16 protein-coding genes are annotated in these 14,614 nt (G+C 57.5%); 11 read left to right on the top strand and 5 right to left on the bottom strand.

The window, feature by feature from the left end:
• Positions 1-5 precede the first annotated feature (5 nt).
• Positions 6-956 carry a transaldolase gene (tal, locus tag ACWYRJ_RS01595; RefSeq protein ID WP_455507295.1) on the bottom strand — a complete coding sequence of 317 codons (951 nt, stop codon included), beginning with the start codon at positions 954-956 and terminating at the stop codon, positions 6-8.
• 289 nt (positions 957-1,245) lie between these two features.
• On the opposite strand from tal, the gene maeB reads away from it, so the two are divergent.
• Complete coding sequence (gene maeB / locus ACWYRJ_RS01590) at positions 1,246-3,525, top strand: NADP-dependent oxaloacetate-decarboxylating malate dehydrogenase (RefSeq protein WP_249576245.1); 2,280 nt, start codon at positions 1,246-1,248, stop codon at positions 3,523-3,525.
• 56 nt (positions 3,526-3,581) lie between these two features.
• Here the strand turns inward: maeB and hemF are convergent, their stop codons facing one another.
• Together hemF and amiA are read right to left on the bottom strand one after the other, a co-directional pair.
• Entirely contained in the window at positions 3,582-4,481 is a 900-nt protein-coding gene (hemF, locus tag ACWYRJ_RS01585; RefSeq protein WP_249576244.1) for an oxygen-dependent coproporphyrinogen oxidase, read from the bottom strand.
• The gene (amiA, locus tag ACWYRJ_RS01580; protein ID WP_023308739.1) at positions 4,481-5,356 is read right to left on the bottom strand and encodes an N-acetylmuramoyl-L-alanine amidase AmiA; all 876 of its coding nucleotides are present in this window, start codon (positions 5,354-5,356) and stop codon (positions 4,481-4,483) included. Before amiA ends, hemF begins: the two co-directional genes overlap by 1 nt.
• A gap of 212 nt (positions 5,357-5,568) precedes the next feature.
• On the opposite strand from amiA, the gene ACWYRJ_RS01575 reads away from it, so the two are divergent.
• The 10 genes from ACWYRJ_RS01575 (at position 5,569) to pdxK (ending at position 13,911) form a co-directional block, all read left to right on the top strand.
• Positions 5,569-5,994, top strand: coding sequence for a GNAT family acetyltransferase (locus ACWYRJ_RS01575; protein WP_014884750.1), 426 nt, complete (start codon positions 5,569-5,571; stop codon positions 5,992-5,994).
• On the top strand, positions 5,981-6,430 hold the full coding sequence (locus ACWYRJ_RS01570; RefSeq protein ID WP_111965197.1) for a DUF2919 domain-containing protein: 450 nt from the start codon (positions 5,981-5,983) through the stop codon (positions 6,428-6,430). The genes ACWYRJ_RS01575 and ACWYRJ_RS01570 overlap by 14 nt, the downstream gene beginning before the upstream one ends.
• Before the next feature lie 63 nt (positions 6,431-6,493).
• Positions 6,494-7,069 (top strand): RpoE-regulated lipoprotein, encoded by a 576-nt coding sequence (locus ACWYRJ_RS01565; RefSeq protein ID WP_111965198.1) that lies wholly within the window; start codon positions 6,494-6,496, stop codon positions 7,067-7,069.
• 92 nt (positions 7,070-7,161) lie between these two features.
• Positions 7,162-8,061 (top strand): Dyp-type peroxidase, encoded by a 900-nt coding sequence (locus tag ACWYRJ_RS01560; protein WP_223580135.1) that lies wholly within the window; start codon positions 7,162-7,164, stop codon positions 8,059-8,061.
• Between the two features lie 172 nt (positions 8,062-8,233).
• Complete coding sequence (locus ACWYRJ_RS01555) at positions 8,234-9,247, top strand: sulfate ABC transporter substrate-binding protein (RefSeq protein ID WP_127731888.1); 1,014 nt, start codon at positions 8,234-8,236, stop codon at positions 9,245-9,247.
• Positions 9,247-10,080, top strand: a complete 834-nt coding sequence (cysT, locus tag ACWYRJ_RS01550; protein ID WP_004123378.1) for a sulfate/thiosulfate ABC transporter permease CysT — start codon at positions 9,247-9,249, stop codon at positions 10,078-10,080. The genes ACWYRJ_RS01555 and cysT overlap by 1 nt, the downstream gene beginning before the upstream one ends.
• A complete protein-coding gene (gene cysW, locus ACWYRJ_RS01545; protein ID WP_455507294.1) occupies positions 10,080-10,955 on the top strand; it encodes a sulfate/thiosulfate ABC transporter permease CysW in 876 nt (291 codons plus the stop codon). Before cysT ends, cysW begins: the two co-directional genes overlap by 1 nt.
• Positions 10,945-12,039 (top strand): sulfate/thiosulfate ABC transporter ATP-binding protein CysA, encoded by a 1,095-nt coding sequence (gene cysA, locus ACWYRJ_RS01540; protein ID WP_008501607.1) that lies wholly within the window; start codon positions 10,945-10,947, stop codon positions 12,037-12,039. The genes cysW and cysA overlap by 11 nt, the downstream gene beginning before the upstream one ends.
• A gap of 118 nt (positions 12,040-12,157) precedes the next feature.
• Entirely contained in the window at positions 12,158-13,069 is a 912-nt protein-coding gene (cysM, locus tag ACWYRJ_RS01535) for a cysteine synthase CysM (RefSeq protein WP_149366411.1), read from the top strand.
• A 5-nt stretch (positions 13,070-13,074) separates the two neighbouring features.
• On the top strand, positions 13,075-13,911 hold the full coding sequence (gene pdxK, locus ACWYRJ_RS01530; RefSeq protein ID WP_455507293.1) for a pyridoxine/pyridoxal/pyridoxamine kinase: 837 nt from the start codon (positions 13,075-13,077) through the stop codon (positions 13,909-13,911).
• Between the two features lie 45 nt (positions 13,912-13,956).
• On the opposite strand, the gene crr is transcribed toward pdxK, so the two are convergent.
• Together crr and ACWYRJ_RS01520 are read right to left on the bottom strand one after the other, a co-directional pair.
• Positions 13,957-14,466 (bottom strand): PTS glucose transporter subunit IIA, encoded by a 510-nt coding sequence (gene crr / locus ACWYRJ_RS01525; protein ID WP_003861316.1) that lies wholly within the window; start codon positions 14,464-14,466, stop codon positions 13,957-13,959.
• A gap of 40 nt (positions 14,467-14,506) precedes the next feature.
• Positions 14,507-14,614: hypothetical protein (locus ACWYRJ_RS01520; RefSeq protein ID WP_276854686.1), on the bottom strand; the 108-nt coding region annotated here is incomplete at its 5' end.

The following is a 14,614-nucleotide window of genomic DNA, read 5'->3' as shown; positions in this document are numbered from 1 at the left end:
CAAGGTTAAAGTTTGGCGGCGAGAAGATCTTCTAGTTTGCGCTGGTCGACGGCGAACTGGCGGATACCGTCCGCCAGTTTTTCCACGGCCATGGCGTCCTGGTTGTGCTCCCAGCGGAACTCCGCTTCGGTCATGGCTTTCGGTTTTGGCAGAACGGTGGAGGTCGGCACCAGCTTGCGGATCACCGTTTCTTCTTTGTCCTGTAGCTCCTGGAGCAGATTGGGTGAAATTGTCAGGCGGTCGCAGCCTGCCAGGGCGAGGATCTGCTCGGTACGGCGGAAGCTGGCACCCATCACGATGGTTTCGTAGCGGTGCTGCTTGTAGTAGTCGTAGATATTACGGACCGATTTCACGCCCGGATCCTCATCCACCACGTACAGATCCATCGGCTGTTTCGCCTGGTACCAGTCGTAGATGCGCCCGACAAACGGTGACACCAGGAACACGCCCGCTTCGGCACAGGCGCGCGCCTGGGCAAACGAGAACAGCAGCGTCAGGTTGCAGTGGATGCCCTCTTTTTCCAGTACCTCTGCCGCGCGGATGCCTTCCCAAGTGGAGGCGAGCTTGATCAGAATGCGTGATTTATCGATCCCCTGTTCCTCGTACAGTTCCACGAGGCGACGCGCCTTATTGATGCTCTTTTCTTTATCGAAAGAGAGGCGGGCGTCGACTTCGGTCGAGACGCGGCCCGGGATGCTTTTAAGAATTTCCGCACCAAAATTAACTGCCAGCTTGTCGCTGGCTTCGGCGACCTGCTGCTCCTGCGTCTTCCCGCGCTGTTTACCGTAGGCAATGGCGTCATCAATCAGATGACTAAAATGGGTAAGCCCGGCTGCCTTGAGCAGTAGCGAAGGGTTGGTGGTCGCGTCCTCCGGCTGATAGTGGCGAATCGACTCAATATCGCCGCTGTCTGCCACCACCGTGGTGAATTGTTTGATGCCGTCTAGCTGGTTCATAAATGATTACTCCTTGGAAATAAAAGAGTTAGATGAGTGCGTTAGTTCACACTTCTGAAAAAATCATGATGGACTTAACAAAAAAGCATAGCAGACGGGGGAGGCATTGCTTTTGAGACGGGTAACATGGCTGTTATAAATTGATAACAATTTTTAATGTGTGATGGTGAGAGTTTGGCTGCCTTCAAAGTTTAGGAGGCGGCCTGAGGCGATACTAGGCGGCACACCAGGGTGTGCATCAGGATCGCTTACGTCACCCTTTTGACCGATACGTGAAAGGAAAAATAAGATGGATGAGCAGTTGAAACAGAGTGCCCTCGATTTTCACGAGTTCCCTGTCCCGGGCAAAATCCAGGTCTCCCCAACCAAGCCGCTGGCAACTCAGCGCGATCTGGCACTGGCCTATTCCCCGGGCGTAGCTGCCCCGTGTCTGGAAATCGAAAAAGACCCGCTGGCGGCCTACAAATACACCGCGCGCGGCAATCTTGTCGCCGTGATCTCTAACGGCACGGCGGTGCTGGGGCTGGGCAACATCGGCGCGCTGGCCGGTAAGCCGGTGATGGAAGGCAAGGGGGTGCTGTTCAAGAAATTCGCCGGTATCGACGTGTTCGATATCGAGGTGGATGAACTCGATCCTGACAAGTTCATCAACGTAGTGGCCGCGCTGGAGCCTACCTTCGGCGGGATCAACCTGGAAGACATCAAAGCGCCGGAATGTTTCTATATCGAGCAGAAGCTGCGCGAGCGTATGAATATTCCCGTGTTCCATGATGACCAGCACGGTACGGCCATTATCAGCACCGCTGCGATTCTGAACGGCCTGCGCGTGGTAGAGAAAAACCTCTCAGACGTGCGCATGGTGGTCTCCGGCGCCGGCGCCGCGGCCATCGCCTGTATGAACCTGCTGGTGGCGCTGGGTATGCAGAAACACAACATTGTGGTCTGCGACTCCAAGGGCGTTATTTATAAAGACCGCGAGCCGAACATGGCGGAAACCAAAGCGGCGTATGCGGTAGAAGACGACGGCAAGCGCACGCTTGAGGACGTCATTGACGGCGCGGATATCTTCCTCGGCTGCTCGGGTCCGAAGGTGCTGACCCAGGAGATGGTGAAGAAGATGGCGCGTGCGCCAATGATCCTGGCCCTGGCCAACCCGGAACCGGAAATTCTGCCGCCGCTGGCGAAAGCGGTGCGTGAAGACGCCATCATCTGTACCGGCCGTTCGGACTACCCGAACCAGGTCAACAACGTGCTCTGCTTCCCGTTCATCTTCCGCGGCGCGCTGGACGTCGGCGCAACGGCGATCAACGAAGAGATGAAGCTTGCAGCCGTTCACGCCATCGCGGAGCTGGCCCACGCCGAGCAGAGCGAAGTGGTTGCCTCAGCCTATGGCGATCAGGATCTGAGCTTCGGCCCGGACTACATCATTCCAAAACCGTTCGACCCGCGTCTGATTGTCAAAATTGCCCCTGCGGTGGCCAAAGCGGCAATGGACTCCGGCGTGGCGACGCGTCCGATTGAAGACTTCGACGCTTACGTCGATAAGCTCACCGAGTTTGTCTATAAAACCAACCTGTTCATGAAGCCGATCTTCTCTCAGGCGCGCGCCGACGCGAAGCGCGTGGTGCTGGCGGAAGGGGAAGAGGCGCGCGTGCTGCACGCCACCCAGGAGCTGATCACCTTAGGTCTGGCGAAGCCGATCCTGATTGGTCGTCCGAGCGTGATTGAAATGCGTATCCAGAAGCTGGGCCTGCAGATTAAGCCGGGCGTCGACTTCGAGATCGTAAACAACGAATCCGATCCGCGCTTCAAAGAGTACTGGAGCGAATACTACGCGATCATGAAGCGTCGGGGGATCACCCAGGAGCAGGCGCAGAAAGCCGTCATCAGCAACACGACGGTGATCGGCGCGATCATGGTCCATCGCGGCGAGGCGGATGCGCTGATCTGCGGCACCATCGGCGATTACCACGAGCACTTTAGCGTGGTGCAGGAGATCTTCGGCTATCGCGACGGCGTGCATACCGCCGGTGCGATGAACGCCCTGCTGCTGCCGAGCGGCAACACCTTTATCGCTGACACCTACGTTAACGACGATCCGAGCCCGGACGAGCTGGCAGAGATCACCATGATGGCCGCCGAGACCGTGCGTCGCTTTGGTATCGAGCCGAAGGTGGCGCTGCTGTCGCACTCAAACTTCGGATCTTCCAAATCTGCGGCGGCGTGCAAAATGCGTGAGACGCTGGCGCTGGTGCGCGAGCGCGCGCCGGAGCTGATGATTGACGGAGAAATGCACGGCGATGCCGCGCTGGTGGAGAGCATCCGTAATGAACGTATGCCGGACAGCCCGCTGAAAGGATCGGCAAATATCCTGATTATGCCGAACGTGGAAGCGGCGCGTATCAGCTATAACCTTCTGCGCGTCTCCAGCTCTGAAGGGGTGACCGTAGGACCGGTGCTGATGGGCGTGGCGAAACCGGTGCACGTGTTAACGCCGATTGCCTCCGTGCGTCGTATCGTGAATATGGTCGCGCTGGCGGTAGTTGAGGCGCAGACGCAGCCGCTGTAATTTTTACCCTCACCCTAACCCTCTCCCTTTGGGAGAGGGCCGGGGTGAGGGGAGGGTTACACCCAGTCCCGAACCTGAATAAACTCTTTTAAGGCAGCCTCCGGGCTGCCTTCTTTTGGCTCGTAGCAGTACTCCCAGCGCACCAGCGGCGGCATCGACATCAGAATCGACTCCGTGCGCCCGCCGGTCTGCAGGCCGAACAGCGTCCCGCGATCCCACACCAGGTTGAACTCCACGTAGCGCCCGCGGCGGTAGAGCTGGAACTCGCGCTCGCGCACGCCGTAGTCGGTGTTTTTACGGCGTTCGACGATGGGCAGATAGGCGTCGGTATAGCCTTCACCCACCGCGCGCATAAAGCTGAACGCGGTATCAAAATCAGGCGTGTTGAGATCGTCAAAGAACAGTCCGCCGATGCCGCGCTGCTCGTCGCGATGCTTCAGGTAAAAGTAGTCGTCGCACCACTTTTTATATTTCGGGTAAATGTCTTCGCCAAACGGCAGGCAAAGGTCCCGCGCGGTGGTGTGCCAGTGCACGGCATCCTCTTCGAAGCCGTAGTAGGGCGTCATGTCGAAACCGCCGCCAAACCACCAGACCGGATCGGCCCCCGGCTTTTCCGCAATGAAAAAGCGCACGTTGGCGTGGCTGGTTGGCACGAACGGGTTGTGCGGGTGCACCACCAGCGAGACGCCCATCGCTTCGAAGCTGCGGCCCGCCAGCTCAGGACGATGTGCCGTCGCAGACGCGGGCATGGCGTCGCCGTGAACGTGGGAAAAATTCACGCCGGCCTGTTCGAAGATACCGCCGTTACGCAGCACGCGGCTGCGCCCACCGCCGCCGGCCTCGCGCTGCCAGGTATCTTCCTGAAATTCTCCGCCGTCTGCGGCGGCCAGTTTCTGGCAAATCTCATCCTGCAGCTGCAGCAGGAAAGTTTTGACCAGTTGTGCATCGGGTTTCATCAACGTTTCCTGGAGTGCGCTTTTTGGTTATCGAACCAGTTGAAATAACTGATAATGCCGGAGGCGATAGCGTTGGCGATCTTCTGACGAAATGCCGTGGTGCCAAGGAGTCGCTCCTCTTCCGGGTTGGTGATGAAGGAGGTTTCCACCAGCACAGAAGGGATGGACGGTGATTTCAGGACCACGAACGCCGCCTGCTCGGTGCCTTTGCTGTGCAGGCGATGCACCGGCTTAATCTTCTTCAGGATGTGCGAGCCAAGCGTCAGGCTGTTTTTGATCGTATCCGTCTGCACGAGGTCGAACAGCACCTGCTGTAGCAGGTGGTCTTTGTCGGTGGCTTTTTTCCCGGCGACTTCATCCGCCCGGTTTTCGCGGTCGGAGAGGTATTTCGCCATGGCGCTACTGGCGCCGCGGTTGGAAAGCGCAAACACCGAGGCACCTGCCGCAGAAGGGTTGGTAAAGCCGTCCGCGTGAATCGACATAAACAGATCCGCACCGTGCTGGTGGGCGATCTCTACGCGGTCATACAGCGGAATAAAGGTATCGCCAGAGCGCGTCAGACGGGCGTCAATGCCGTTACTGCGTAAAATCGCCCGCACATTTTTTGCAATCGCCAGCACGACGTGTTTTTCTTTTGACCCGTTTTTGCCGATGGCGCCGGTATCAATACCGCCGTGGCCCGGGTCGAGCATCACCAGACGCTTCGCGCCCGGCTTTTTCGTTTTCGGTTTGCTGTGTCCGTTACTGGTTTTGAGCGTGCTCTCGTCTTTCGCCTGAGCCTGCTTTGCGATACCCGTTAACGTTAAGGCCGCCAGCCCCGCTTTGAGAACCTGACGACGCGATGTGAGTGCTTTTAATGGTTTGAATGTGCTCATGCGGCCTGAATACTAAAAAATGGGGTCCTGGTGTTATATCGTATCGTGTTTCCCGTTACGACAGTCCATGTTGAGAATTGTTTTACTTTTCATTTCAATACGTGACAAAGTGACATTATGCCAAATTTTGGCGAGATTTTCCCCGGTTATTGGCTAAAGGCGAGCTTCGCGCCATAATCACTGTTTTTAAACCCGAAAAGGCGGTTAATACCATGGAGATACGCGTTTTTCGCCAGGAAGATTTCGAAGAGGTGATTACCCTTTGGGAGCGCTGCGATCTGCTGCGTCCGTGGAACGATCCGGAAATGGATATCGAACGTAAGGTGAATCACGACGTCAGTCTGTTCCTGGTCGCGGAAGTCAACGGTGAGGTTGTGGGGACGGTAATGGGCGGTTACGACGGCCACCGCGGCTCGGCCTATTATCTGGGCGTCCACCCGGAATACCGTGGTCGCGGCATTGCCAATGCGCTGCTTAACCGGCTCGAGAAGAAGCTGATCGCCCGCGGCTGCCCGAAAATCCAGATTATGGTGCGGGAAGATAACGATGTGGTGCTGGGCATGTATGAGCGTCTGGGCTACGAGCATTCTGACGTGCTGAATCTGGGAAAGCGTCTGATCGAAGATGAAGAGTACTGAGATCCATCCGGCAGACTATGACGCGCAGGGCCGCGTCAGGCTGCCCTTTTTATTCTGGTGCGTTCTGCTGCTTCAGGCCAGAACCTGGGTTCTGTTTGTGATGGCCGCCGCGTCGCGGGGGCAGGGCGATACGCTGCTGAATCTTTTTTATCCCGATCACGATGCTTTCTGGCTCGGCTTACTGCCGGGCGTACCGGCGGTTGTGGCTTTTTTGTGCAGCGGACGACGGCACCTGATCCCTCGTTTTTGGCGCACGCTTCGCTGGCTGCTAATCCTTGCCCAGACTGCGCTGCTCTTATGGCAGCCGGTTCTCTGGTGGTACGGTGAACCGCTGACGGGCACCGGCGTTGCGCTGGTGGTTGCCGATATTGTGGCGCTGCTGTGGCTGATGACCAACCCGCGTCTTCGTGCCTGTTTTGCGCCTCAGGATGATTAATCCGGCACTTTTTGCCGATGTCGCACTCCAACAAGCGTTGATTTAACAAGTAAGGACGTTTTAATGAAATCGCTGCGTTTACTCTTATGCGCTCTCCCGCTGGCATTGACCGGCTGTTCGACGCTCTCCTCCATTAACTGGTCCGCTGCGTATCCGTGGAACTGGTTTGGCTCATCAACGGAAGTAACCGAGCAGGGCGTGGGGAAAATTACCGCCGCGACGGCGCTGGATCAGAATGCTATCCAGGATGCGCTCAGCAGTGATTACCGCCTGCGCAGCGGCATGAAAACGGAGAATGGCAATATTGTTCGCTACTACGAGGCGCTGAAGGGCGACAAGCTGGCGCTGGTGATCAACGGTGACAAAGGCACGGTCAACCGAATTGCGGTGATGGATGAAGATATTCCGACGGCGAGCGGTGTGAAGGTGGGGACCCCGTTTAGCGATCTTTATAAGCAGGCCTTTGGCAACTGCGCCAGCGTGCCGTCTGACGACAAGGTTGCGGTGGAATGTAAGGCTGAAGGCAGCCAGCACATCAGCTATGTCTTCACCGGCACCTGGAGCGGCCCGGAAGGACTGATGCCGTCTGACGACACGCTTAAGAGCTGGAAAGTGAGCAAAATACTCTGGAAGCAGTAATTTGCGCCTGAGCAAACCGCCTCGCTGAAATCCGGGTATAATACCCGCTATCAATGCCACGCTGACGTGGCATCTTTATTTCAGGAGGAGCGATGTCTCAGGTTCAGAGTGGCATTTTGCCAGAACATTGCCGCGCGGCGATTTGGATTGAAGCCAATGTTAAAGGGGATGTTGATGCCCTGCGTGCGGTCAGCAAAGCGTTTATTGATAAACTGGCGACCTTCCAGGCCAAATTCCCGGAAGCACACCTCGGCGCCGTTGTCGCCTTTGGCAATAACGTCTGGCGTCAGCTGAGCGGTGGCGAAGGGGCGGAAGAGCTGAAAGACTTCATCCCATACGGCAAAGGTCTGGCTCCGGCAACCCAATACGACGTGCTGATCCACATTCTCTCCCTGCGCCACGATGTGAACTTTTCCGTTGCCCAGGCGGCGGTAGCGGCTTTTGGCGACAGCATTGATGTGCAGGAAGAGGTTCACGGCTTCCGCTGGGTCGAAGAGCGCGATCTGAGCGGCTTCGTCGACGGTACCGAAAACCCGGCGGGCGAAGAGACGCGTCGTGAAGTGGCGGTGATTAAAGACGGCGTGGATGCGGGCGGCAGCTACGTGTTCGTGCAGCGCTGGGAGCACAACCTCAAGCAGCTTAACCGCATGAGCGTGCACGACCAGGAGATGATGATTGGCCGTACGAAAGAGGCTAACGAAGAGATCGACGGCGACGACCGTCCCGTTACCTCGCACCTGACCCGCGTTGACCTCAAAGAAGACGGCAAAGGGCTGAAGATTGTCCGCCAGAGCCTGCCGTACGGTACGGCAAGCGGAACGCACGGACTTTACTTCTGCGCCTACTGCGCGCGCCTGTATAACATCGAGCAGCAGCTGCTGAGCATGTTCGGCGATACCGACGGCAAGCGCGACGCCATGCTGCGCTTCACCAAACCGGTGACCGGCGGCTACTACTTTGCGCCGTCCGTTGAGCGTTTGCTAGCGCTGTAATGGCATTTCTCCCTCTCCCTGCGGGAGAGGGCCGGAGTGAGGGCACCAGGCCTCACCCTTATTCCCTTTTCTGCTTCTAAATCACCAAACGGTATATAAAACCGTTACTCCTTTCATCCCCGTTATAAATATTATGACTATAAGATAGTCATCACATTTATAAGGGTGCGCAATGGCCGTTACTGTACTGAAAAAAGGAACTCTGGCGCTGGCAGGTTTACTGCTGGTGGCACAGGCGCAGGCGACTGAACTGTTGAACAGTTCGTATGACGTCTCCCGCGAGCTGTTTGCCGCCCTTAATCCACCGTTTGAACAGCAGTGGGCGAAAGACAATAACGGCGACAAGCTGACCATCAAGCAGTCCCACGCCGGCTCGTCCAAGCAGGCGCTGGCGATTTTGCAGGGCCTGAAAGCGGATGTGGTGACCTACAACCAGGTGACTGACGTGCAGATCCTGCACGACAAAGGCAACCTCATCCCGGCGGACTGGCAGAGCCGTCTGCCGAACAACAGCTCGCCGTTCTACTCCACCATGGGCTTCCTGGTGCGTAAGGGCAACCCGAAGAATATCCACGACTGGAGCGACCTGGTGCGTTCCGACGTGAAGCTGATTTTCCCGAACCCAAAAACCTCCGGTAACGCGCGTTATACCTATTTAGCGGCGTGGGGCGCGGCGGATAAGGCTGACGGTAACGATAAAGCCAAAACCGAGCAGTTCATGACCCAGTTCCTGAAAAACGTCGAAGTGTTTGATACCGGCGGCCGCGGAGCGACCACGACCTTCGCAGAACGCGGTCTGGGCGATGTGCTGATAAGCTTTGAGTCGGAAGTGAACAACATCCGTAAGCAGTATGAAGCGCAGGGCTTTGAGGTGGTTATCCCGAAAACCAACATTCTGGCCGAGTTCCCGGTCGCATGGGTGGATAAAAACGTGCAGGCAAACGGTACCGAGAAAGCGGCAAAAGCCTATCTCAATTACCTGTACAGCCCTCAGGCGCAGACCATCATTACCGATTACTACTACCGCGTAAACAACCCGGACGTAATGAACAAGCTGAAAGATAAGTTCCCGCAGACCGATTTGTTCCGCGTCGAAGATCATTTCGGCTCCTGGCCTGATGTGATGAAAACGCATTTTGCCAGCGGCGGTGAGTTAGACAAACTGCTGGCGGCGGGGCATAAGTAATGTTTGCAGTTTCGACAAAACGCGTCCTGCCGGGCTTTACCTTAAGCCTCGGGACCAGCCTGCTGTTCGTCTGCCTGATCCTGCTGTTGCCGCTCAGCGCGCTGGTGATGCAGCTTGCTCAGATGAGCTGGGCGCAGTACTGGGACGTGGTCACCAACCCGCAGGTGGTGGCGGCCTATAAGGTGACGCTGCTGTCGGCGTTTGTCGCCTCCATTTTTAACGGCGTGTTTGGCCTGCTGATGGCGTGGATCCTGACCCGCTATCGCTTCCCGGGCCGCACGCTGCTTGACGCCCTGATGGATCTGCCGTTTGCGCTGCCGACGGCGGTGGCGGGTTTGACCCTCGCGTCGCTCTTCTCTGTAAACGGGCTGTACGGCGAGTGGCTGGCGAAATTTGATATCAAAGTAACCTACACCTGGCTCGGTATCGCGGTGGCGATGGCCTTCACCAGCATCCCGTTTGTGGTACGTACCGTGCAGCCGGTGCTGGAAGAGTTGGGTCCGGAATACGAAGAAGCGGCGGAAACACTGGGCGCCACGCGCTGGCAGAGCTTCCGCAAGGTGGTGCTGCCGGAGCTCTCTCCAGCGCTGATGGCAGGTGTTGCGCTGTCGTTTACCCGCAGCCTCGGTGAGTTCGGCGCGGTGATTTTTATCGCCGGGAACATCGCCTGGAAAACGGAAGTGACCTCGCTGATGATTTTCATCCGCCTGCAGGAGTTTGATTATCCGGCGGCGAGCGCGATTGCTTCGGTGATCCTCGCCGCCTCGCTGCTGCTGCTGTACTCGATTAACACTCTGCAAAGTCGCTTTGGTCGACGTGTGGTAGGTCACTGATGGCGGAAGTTACGCAATTGAAGCAATACGATGCGCCCCGCATCAACTGGGGTAAATGGTTTCTGATTGGGGCGGGCGTGCTGGTTTCCGCCCTCATTCTCGTCGTGCCGACGATTTATATTTTCGTTCAGGCGTTCAGCAGAGGTCTGATGCCCGCGCTGGAAAACCTGGCGAACCCGGATATGCTCCATGCCATCTGGCTCACCGTGCTGATTGCCCTGATCACCGTCCCGGTGAACCTGGTGTTCGGGACCCTGCTGGCGTGGCTGGTGACGCGCTTTAACTTCCCCGGACGTCAGCTGCTGCTGACCCTGCTGGATATTCCGTTTGCCGTGTCGCCGGTGGTGGCGGGCCTGGTGTACCTGCTCTTTTACGGCTCCAACGGCCCACTGGGCGGCTGGCTGGATGCGCATAACCTGCAGATCATGTTCGCCTGGCCGGGCATGGTGCTGGTCACCATCTTCGTGACCTGCCCGTTTGTGGTGCGCGAGCTGGTGCCGGTGATGTTAAGCCAGGGGAGCAACGAAGACGAAGCGGCGGTGCTGCTGGGGGCTTCGGGCTGGCAAATGTTCCGCCGCGTGACGCTGCCGAACATCCGCTGGGCGTTGCTTTACGGCGTGGTGCTGACCAACGCCCGCGCGATTGGCGAGTTCGGTGCCGTTTCCGTTGTTTCCGGCTCCATTCGCGGTGAAACCCTGTCGCTGCCGCTGCAGATTGAACTGCTGCAGCAGGACTACAACACCATCGGCTCGTTTACTGCCGCAGCGTTGCTGACGCTGATGGCCATTTTGACCCTGTTTTTGAAGAGTGTGGTGCAGTGGCGTTTAGAAAATCAGGAAAAACGTCAGCATCAGGAGGGAAATCATGAGCATTGAGATTGCCAATATTAAGAAGTCTTTTGGTCGCACCCAGGTGCTGAATGATATCTCGCTGGATATCCCTTCCGGACAAATGGTGGCGCTGCTGGGGCCGTCCGGCTCGGGCAAAACCACGCTGCTGCGCATTATCGCCGGGCTTGAGCATCAGACCAGCGGGCACATCCGCTTCCACGGTACCGACGTGAGCCGCCTGCACGCCCGCGATCGTAAAGTGGGTTTTGTGTTCCAGCATTACGCGCTGTTCCGCCACATGACCGTGTTTGACAACATCGCGTTTGGGCTTACCGTGCTGCCGCGTCGCGAGCGCCCGGATGCGGCAACCATTAAGGCGAAGGTGACCAAACTGCTGGAGATGGTGCAGCTGGCTCACCTGGCGGATCGTTTTCCGGCCCAGCTGTCCGGCGGGCAGAAACAGCGCGTGGCGCTGGCTCGCGCGCTGGCCGTTGAACCGCAAATTCTGCTGCTGGATGAGCCCTTCGGCGCGCTGGATGCGCAGGTGCGTAAAGAGCTGCGCCGCTGGCTGCGTCAGCTCCATGAAGAGCTGAAATTCACCAGCGTCTTCGTGACCCACGATCAGGAAGAGGCGATGGAAGTCGCGGATCGCGTGGTGGTCATGAGCCAGGGCAACATTGAGCAGGTTGACGAACCGGAGCAGCTCTGGCGTGAACCGGCGACCCGCTTCGTGCTGGAGTTTATGGGCGAGGTGAACCGTCTGCAGGGCACTATTCGCGGCGGTCAGTTCCACGTGGGCGCGCACCGCTGGCCGCTGGGCTATACCTCCGCGCACCAGGGCCCGGTCGATCTGTTCCTGCGTCCGTGGGAAGTGGACGTGAGCCGCCGAACCAGCCTGGATTCACCGCTGCCGGTGCAGGTGCTGGAAGCGAGCCCTAAAGGTCACTACACCCAACTGGTGGTACAGCCGCTGGGCTGGTATACCGAGCCCCTGACCGTGGTCATGCGCGACGACGTCCCGCCGCACCGGGGGGAGCGCCTGTTTGTCGGGCTGCAGCATGCCCGGATTTATCACGGGAAGGAGCGCATCGAGACGCGCGAGGATATTGCTCTGGCGGAGTCAGCCTGATAGGTTATTAGGATGTTTATCGCCCGGTGGCGCTGCGCTTACCGGGCCTACAGTTATCACTGCGTCTTGTAGGCCGGGTAAGCGAAACGCCACCCGGCTTTTTTATTGAGTAAAAAACGTGAATACACTCGAACACACCATCGGCAACACCCCTCTGGTCAAACTTCAGCGCATGGGGCCGGCTAACGGCAGCGAAATCTGGGTCAAACTCGAAGGCAATAACCCGGCGGGGTCGGTAAAAGATCGTGCCGCGCTGTCGATGATTGTCCAGGCTGAAAAGCGCGGAGAAATTAAGCCGGGAGACGTGCTGATTGAAGCCACCAGCGGTAACACCGGTATCGCCCTGGCGATGATTGCGGCGCTGAAAGGCTACCGCATGAAGCTGCTGATGCCTGACAACATGAGCCAGGAGCGCCGCGCCGCGATGCGTGCCTACGGGGCCGAGCTGATTCTGGTGAGCAAAGAGCAGGGGATGGAAGGCGCGCGCGACCTGGCGTTAGAAATGGCCGAGCGCGGCGAAGGTAAACTGCTCGATCAGTTTAATAACCCGGACAACCCGTACGCGCACTACACCACAACCGGCCCGGAAATCTGGCAGCAAACCGACGGGCGAATCACCCATTTTGTCTCCAGCATGGGCACCACCGGCACCATTACCGGCGTATCGCGTTTTCTGCGCGAGCAGGACAAAGCCGTCACCATTGTGGGCCTGCAGCCGGAAGAGGGGAGCAGCATTCCGGGCATTCGCCGCTGGCCGGCGGAGTATATGCCCGGCATCTTTAATGCGCAGCTTGTGGACCAGGTGCTGGATCTTCACCAGCGCGAGGCGGAAAATACCATGCGTGAGCTGGCCGTGCGCGAAGGTATCTTCTGCGGCGTCAGCTCGGGCGGCGCGGTAGCGGGCGCGATTCGGGTAGCGCAGGCAAACCCGGGCGCTGTGGTGGTGGCGATTATTTGCGATCGAGGCGATCGCTATCTGTCTACCGGCGTCTTTGGTGAAGAGAGTTATTCGCAGGGGGCGGGGATTTAAGCGTCATGGAGATGATTCTATTCCGGGATAATACCCGGGCGCAGCAAACTGATATTGTCGCGGTACAGTCGCAGGTGGTGTACGGGAGCGTGGGTAACAGCATTGCGGTGCCGAATATTCGAACCCACAGGCTGAACGTCACCGCCGTGCCAACGGTACTGTTCAGCAACACGCCACACTATGACACCTTCTATGGTGGCGTGATCCCCGATGAGTGGTTCAGCGGCTACCTGAATGCGCTGGAAGAGCGAGAGATTCTGCGCGAGCTTAAGGCGGTTACCACAGGCTATATGGGCAGTGCCAGCCAAATAGTCCTGCTGGCGCAGTGGCTGAAAGCGGTCAAGGCACAGCATCCTGATCTGCTGGTGCTGGTTGACCCGGTTATTGGCGATATCGACAGCGGGATGTACGTGAAGCCGGATATCCCGCAGGCGTATCGGGAGCACCTGCTGCCGCTGGCGCAGGGGATTACGCCAAACGTCTACGAGCTGGAAGTGTTAAGCGGCAAGCCGTGCCGCACGCCGGAAAGCGCCATCGCGGCGGCACAGGGACTGCTCTCAGACAGCCTGAAATGGGTGGCGATCACCAGCGCGCCGGTGGCCGATGATCCGCAGAATATCCACGTGGTGCTGGTGACGAATGAGGGCGTGACCGTCAGCGCGCATCCACGGGTAGAAACCGATCTGAAAGGGACGGGAGACCTGTTTTGTTCAGAGCTGGTGAGCGGCATTGTTGAGGGAAAAACCGTTGCCGATGCCATTCGCATGGCCGGCGATCGGGTGACTGACGTCATGCTTTATACCCAGTCGAAAGGCTACAACGAGCTTATCCTCCCCGCATAAACAAAAATGGCGCCCGAAGGCGCCATTTTTCTGTGCGGGCAAGAATTACTTCTTGATGCGGATAACCGGGGTTTCACCCACGGTGACGCTGCCAGACAGTTTGATCAGTTCTTTGATTTCGTCCATGTTGGAGATAACAACCGGCGTCAGGGTAGACTTGGCTTTTTCTTCCAGCAGTGGCAGATCGAATTCAATCACCGGGTCGCCAACTTTAACACGCTGGCCTTCTTCCGCGATACGTTTGAAGCCTTCGCCTTTCAGTTCAACGGTGTCGATACCGAAGTGAACGAACAGTTCGATACCGCTATCAGATTCGATAGAGAACGCATGGTTGGTTTCAAAAATTTTACCGATGGTGCCGTCAACTGGAGCAACCATTTTGTTGCCAGTTGGTTTGATAGCAATGCCATCACCAACGATTTTCTCAGCAAACACTACATCCGGCACGTCTTCGATGTTGACGATCTCGCCGGAGAGCGGAGCAACAATCTCAATAGTTCCGGAGTCTTTCTTATCATCAGAAACCAGAGATTTCAGTTTATCGAACAAACCCATGATCTTCTCCTAAGCAGTAATTTGGGCCGCATCTCGTGGATTAGCAGATTGTTTTTTCTTCAATGAACTTGTTAACCAGCGTCATTAACTCGTCCGTTGTCGGTTGAGCAAGAGCCTGCTCTGCTAACACCTTCGCATCTTCGAAGTT

The organism is Enterobacter sp., from assembly GCF_977039595.1.
This window is presented reverse-complemented; position numbering and strand designations above follow the sequence as displayed.

Bases quoted from the DNA above. Each gene is read 5' to 3' on its own strand.
- tal (WP_455507295.1), bottom strand. From the start codon at position 956: ATGAACCAGCTAGACGGCATCAAACAATTCACCACGGTGGTGGCAGAC.
- maeB (WP_249576245.1), top strand. From the start codon at position 1,246: ATGGATGAGCAGTTGAAACAGAGTGCCCTCGATTTTCACGAGTTCCCT.
- hemF (WP_249576244.1), bottom strand. From the start codon at position 4,481: ATGAAACCCGATGCACAACTGGTCAAAACTTTCCTGCTGCAGCTGCAG.
- amiA (WP_023308739.1), bottom strand. From the start codon at position 5,356: ATGAGCACATTCAAACCATTAAAAGCACTCACATCGCGTCGTCAGGTT.
- ACWYRJ_RS01575 (WP_014884750.1), top strand. From the start codon at position 5,569: ATGGAGATACGCGTTTTTCGCCAGGAAGATTTCGAAGAGGTGATTACC.
- ACWYRJ_RS01570 (WP_111965197.1), top strand. From the start codon at position 5,981: ATGAAGAGTACTGAGATCCATCCGGCAGACTATGACGCGCAGGGCCGC.
- ACWYRJ_RS01565 (WP_111965198.1), top strand. From the start codon at position 6,494: ATGAAATCGCTGCGTTTACTCTTATGCGCTCTCCCGCTGGCATTGACC.
- ACWYRJ_RS01560 (WP_223580135.1), top strand. From the start codon at position 7,162: ATGTCTCAGGTTCAGAGTGGCATTTTGCCAGAACATTGCCGCGCGGCG.
- ACWYRJ_RS01555 (WP_127731888.1), top strand. From the start codon at position 8,234: ATGGCCGTTACTGTACTGAAAAAAGGAACTCTGGCGCTGGCAGGTTTA.
- cysT (WP_004123378.1), top strand. From the start codon at position 9,247: ATGTTTGCAGTTTCGACAAAACGCGTCCTGCCGGGCTTTACCTTAAGC.
- cysW (WP_455507294.1), top strand. From the start codon at position 10,080: ATGGCGGAAGTTACGCAATTGAAGCAATACGATGCGCCCCGCATCAAC.
- cysA (WP_008501607.1), top strand. From the start codon at position 10,945: ATGAGCATTGAGATTGCCAATATTAAGAAGTCTTTTGGTCGCACCCAG.
- pdxK (WP_455507293.1), top strand. From the start codon at position 13,075: ATGGAGATGATTCTATTCCGGGATAATACCCGGGCGCAGCAAACTGAT.
- crr (WP_003861316.1), bottom strand. From the start codon at position 14,466: ATGGGTTTGTTCGATAAACTGAAATCTCTGGTTTCTGATGATAAGAAA.